General features: G+C 48.7%; 5 protein-coding genes. All 5 read right to left on the reverse strand.

Annotated features, from left to right (window positions below):
- Positions 1-961, reverse strand: a 961-nt coding sequence (locus tag ACETWG_08805) for a hypothetical protein (protein MFB0516691.1), incomplete at its 3' end; no start/stop codon positions are given.
- A gap of 518 nt (positions 962-1,479) precedes the next feature.
- Complete coding sequence (locus ACETWG_08810) at positions 1,480-2,112, reverse strand: response regulator (protein ID MFB0516692.1); 633 nt, start codon at positions 2,110-2,112, stop codon at positions 1,480-1,482.
- On the reverse strand, positions 2,105-3,673 hold the full coding sequence (locus ACETWG_08815; GenBank protein ID MFB0516693.1) for a PAS domain S-box protein: 1,569 nt from the start codon (positions 3,671-3,673) through the stop codon (positions 2,105-2,107). The genes ACETWG_08810 and ACETWG_08815 overlap by 8 nt, the downstream gene beginning before the upstream one ends.
- Positions 3,658-4,182, reverse strand: a complete 525-nt coding sequence (locus ACETWG_08820; GenBank protein ID MFB0516694.1) for a hypothetical protein — start codon at positions 4,180-4,182, stop codon at positions 3,658-3,660. The genes ACETWG_08815 and ACETWG_08820 overlap by 16 nt, the downstream gene beginning before the upstream one ends.
- A 115-nt stretch (positions 4,183-4,297) precedes the next feature.
- Positions 4,298-4,771, reverse strand: a complete 474-nt coding sequence (locus tag ACETWG_08825) for a hypothetical protein (GenBank protein ID MFB0516695.1) — start codon at positions 4,769-4,771, stop codon at positions 4,298-4,300.
- Between the last annotated feature and the right edge of the window lie 273 nt (positions 4,772-5,044).

A 5,044-nucleotide genomic window follows, 5' to 3' on the forward strand; every position in this document is an offset into this window, starting at 1 on the left:
GATATCCTCTGATCAGTAAAATGTGGCCAGACCTGAAGTCCCAGCCGGCGATGAAAACCATATTATCGATAACGGCTACTTCCGTTATCAGGAAATATTGTCCCGGATCAAGATTCTGAAGGGAAATATCCCGTTTCCAATTCACGCCATTATAGTGGGTCATCGCCAATCCCTGGACCCGGAAGGCGAAAACATCATTGCAGTGGTTACCGTCGAGAAATCCTATTCCATAATATAAATCCCAATCAAGGGCTTCGAGTTTAGTCAGATATCCCTCTCCGGTGGAGATAGATTCCTTCCATAAGCTAGCGCAACCCAGGTAGAGCGTATCACCGTAGGCCCAGGTCGTATTATATATTCCCGAGGGGCGACTATAATCGCGCGGCGGCCAGTTCTCCATCCAGCTATCTTGATGATGAATTTCGGCCCAGCTGCCATCTCTCTTGTGCTCCAACACGGCATTTTGAATGCCTGCGCCTGCGCCTATATTTGAGTAAGCGACACTCCAGATATTTTTTTTATCGAGGCCATGGATCCGTATTATCGTATAGTTAAGTCCTGTAGCCATATCAGAAAAGGACGAGCCGTTGTAGTGAGTGATCTTGCCATCAGTCCGTGCAAAGTAGAGATCTAACGCTGAAGCCCCCCAGATCTCAGTGATATTTCCATAACGTCCTTCCCAGACCCAGAAAAACTTGCTCTGCCATTCGAGTCCATCCCAGTGGGCATAGGCACCACCAAAAGCAATCCAGATATCATTTGAGGAGAACATATAGATGCTATTCAATTGACTAAAGGAAAGGTCTCCATTCGAATCTTGTCCCAGTAACCTATGGGCTTTCCATTTCTCGCCGTCCCAGTGAATGGCATTACAGGAATTATCTCCCGATCCGGACTGGCTGGTGTCGGGCATAGAGAATAAACCGACCAGCCATATATCATCATCAGAAATGGCGGCCATGTCACTCAGCCAACCAATACCCGGTCGCGGGCTGCCAAGATCAGTGACGATTGAATCAATCTCCCAAACAAAGTCGTGGCTTGTAGTATCCTGGAGGCATTCCCAGGGCTGCACGGCTGGCTCATCACAGCTGGAAAAGAGGCCAAGAACGCAGGTATACAGAAAGAGAGCTAGGGGAATGAATAATGTGCGTAAAGGATATGTTCGCTGAATTAGCATCGGAAATAGAGCTATTTATTTTACCCCACGGTCTACCCCATTATGATTTTGTATGTTATATTGAGTCAATAGGATAAGCAAGATAAATAAGGGCAGCCAGGCCGATGCGGCGGTGGTCAGCGCTGGCCAGGTGGGCGCTGCCTGATACCAGCCAGGAAGGCCCGGGAGCACGAAAACGGCCAGAAAGGGCTAAAATATTATAGGCATCTATCCTACAATTCTGCAGGTGCATATCTTACATGAGAAGTGAGGGTGTGAGTGGTTAAGAGTGCTAGGTAAGAGAAGGGCTATTAGATATCCTACTTCAGGAGTCCATGTTGAATGGCATAGTGAGTCAATTCAACGTTGGATTTGATACTCATTTTATCCAATACCCGAAACCGATAAGTGCTGATGGTCTTCTCACTCAAGGACAAATCTCTGGCGATCTCCCGAATGGTTTTTCCAGCGGCAATCATGAGAAGGACATGATATTCGCGATCAGACAATTGCTCATGGCGGGGGATATTGAATTCCCTAGACAGCCGCAGGGCCAACTCCTCACCCAGTTTCGAGCTGATATATCGACCCCCATTCGCCACTTTTCTTATCGCAGTGATCAGCTCCGCCGGAGAGCTCTCTTTGGTCAGGTAACCTGACGCGCCGGCCCTCAGAACCCGAAGGGCATATTGCTCTTCTGGATGCATACTCAGGATGAGGACCGCCTGTTTCGGCCAGAGATTCCTAATTTGCTTAAGTACTTCCACACCACCCTGGCCAGGCATGGAGATATCGAGCAGGATTACATCATATTGAGCTTGACCTAGTTTGGCCAATACCGCCATTCCATCACTGGCTTCATCAACTACCCCAATTCCGTCGGTTTCATCAAGGATTCGTTTCAATCCGGCCCGAAAGATGGTATGATCATCCGCGATCAGGACTTTAATCATGGTGATTCCCTTCATCATCCAAAAGGAGCGCTACGCTTATGCTAGTCCCTTCACCTGTTATTCCCTCTATCCGGGCTTCGCCCCCAAATTGCATAGCCCTTTCCCGGATGCCAATCAATCCAAACGAATCCGGGCTGTGGATTTGTTCTTCCGTGATGCCAATGCCATTGTCCTTGATTTCCAATTCCAGTCTGTCCGGGCTCACCTTCAGAATCGCTTCAACCGCGGTGGCACGAGAATGGCGTGCAATGTTCGTCAGGGCCTCCTGGAAGATACGGTATACGGCCGTAGAACGGTCGGGATCGAGATCGAATTCATCAGGTTCAACTTTCAGAGCACACCTGATCCCCGTATGCTTGAAGAATTCCGCGATCTCCCAATCAAGGGCGGCTATCACCCCCAGGTCATCCAGCACTGCCGGTCTCAATTCGGACGAAATCCTTTTCACGGTCTGAATCATGGAGTTCGTCAATTCAGTCATAGCGTTGGCCTTCTGCTGAAGTGGCTTCTGATCTGGCTGCAGCTTGCTGCTCAGCCATGAAAGATCCATCTTCAGGGCGGTCAGTTCCTGTCCCAGTTCATCGTGGATCTCACGGGCTATTCCACCCCTCTCTTCTTCCCTCACCGATTGGAGATACACCGATAGGTTTCGCAGCTGCTCATGGGATTGTTTTACTTCCTGCTCTGTTTTTTTGCGTTCGGTGATGTCCCGGGCCACAACCTGAATCGCAGGTTCGCAGTGGTAAATAAAGGGAGCCAAGGAGGTCTCCACATCGATTATTGTGCCATCCAAGCGGATCAGTTTTTGCTCCATGAATGGGACGGTATGCCCGGCCTCAACCTGCTCTATTCTTTTCTTGACCGACTCCAAGCTATCAGGGTGTATAAATTCCTCCACCTTCCTGCCGATAAGCTGGTCAGGACTATCGGCACCCATGAGGGTCACTCCAGCAGGATTGATAAAGATTATCTCACCATTCTTATGAACCAATATAACATCCGGGGAGAGTTCCACCAGGAGTCGATAACGTTCCTCGCTTTCCTGCAGTGCCATTTCGGCCCGTTTGCGGTCGGTAATATCCAGCACCTGCGCAACTGTCTTTATTTGGCCGACTGAATTCTGGATGATAGCAACGCTCAGTTCTAATCGCCTTTTTTTAGCATCTTTGCGGATAATACCGACTTCATACCTGGACGGGACCGGCTCCCCTAGTTGCCGCTGGTGATATCTTTCAGAAACCAGGGCTTTACTCTCCCCATCGAGAAAATCCCTGAAATCATGACCCAATATTTCCTCTCGCGAATAGCCAAGAATCTGAAATAGCTGATCGTTAGCGAAAACAATGTGATAAGCATTGTCAACAATGATAACGCCATTATGTGAGTGTTCAACAACTGCGCGATATTTTTCCTCAGATTCTCGCAGGACTTCTTCCGCCTGCCTGCGCTCGGCGAGCTCCCGCCTGCTGCTGATGACCATATGTATAGCTAAAGTGATAACCGTCGCCGCTATTACAACGGTGCCAAATAAGACCCACAGGAAGTCTATCTGCGCAGACATAAATACGCTCCGAAGTAGAGAATATTTCCGACGATGGATAGTGCGTTATGTACCTGCCAGAGGGAATGGGTAATAAAAACCGGGATGGCGGCATAAACAAGCACATTGCCCGATTGGCTGATAAAAGCCCCTAGCGATACCCAGAAACGCTCATCTCGATGGGCAGGCGGGTCCGCACGCTCTCGGCGGATAGTATACAAAGTATACAGCGAGATAAAGGCAATAAAAACAGTTCTTATTGACTGCGAGTATTTGTTGGGCAGCTGCAGTTCTTCGTAGCCAGTTCCCAACAGAAGAATGTATATCGCAGAAAATAGAAGAATAGATAGTCGCATACAGCGGGCCGGGCGGCCTTGGTGCCAATACGCGAAAAGCAAGGCCAGCAGCAGATAGGAAACGAGAGTATAAAGGTGCAATAGGAACATATTGTTGACATGCCGCAACGCAAGCACACCAAGAGCAACGTCATTTAACAGACCATAGAAAAGCAATCCGGTGAGCAGCCTCATGGGGCGGGTGGACCGGTGCCATAAATAGATACCCGCCCCAAGAGGTACTAATCCTGATATATAACTAAGGTGAACTAAAAAGGGAAGTTGCCACATGAGGGCTGATATAGTCCCTTTACAGGCAATATGGCGGACAAGGTATCGATTGCTCCATCGGCCCTACCCCGGTGGAATCCAATAGCGCTTTGGACAGCCGACCACCGATATCATCCCCCGGGGCCGTCACTCCAAACACCACCGGGCTGAACTGATTATCCTGGTTAAGCCCACCGTAAATGCGAATGCCCACGCAGCCCTCCTGGGCGAGTAGTTTCTGGACAGCCGCTTTACTGAAATACCAGGCATAGACATTATACGGATTATCGTCTTGAAATGCGGTCATCATCACCTGGGCAGCCTGCAACGTGATGGAGTGGTCTTCCTCACCAGTAAAAATCACGTCGGTCTCTTTCGTAAGCACGGTTTGAGGCGCATTAAGCTCAGGATTCCTGGCGTCCGTGGAGCCATCGGTGGGTTCCTTTCCGCAGCCAATGATAGCTACTGTTAAGACACCCGTGAGAATTAGAGCAGGCAGCAGGAATCGTTGCATGATTTCTCTCCTAAGATTAGCATTTAAATTAACAGGTTTCCCTACTGAGGACAGCAGGTTCACGGAGGAAAGTGTTTATTTTCACATTTCCCTTACAAAAATAAGGCAAATGGAATAAGAAACCTGTAGGACTATGCCTGATTAGGATGTAGGATATCATATCAAATTCTTGTAGGTAAAAATCCTACACAACCACTATCCAATACGAAGGCGCAGAGCCTTATTCATATCATGGGAACAATACAAGATATGGTTCAACAAGTCAATCTGCCT

The organism is Candidatus Neomarinimicrobiota bacterium (genome assembly GCA_041862535.1).
GTDB lineage: Bacteria > Fidelibacterota > Marinisomatia > SCGC-AAA003-L08 > TS1B11.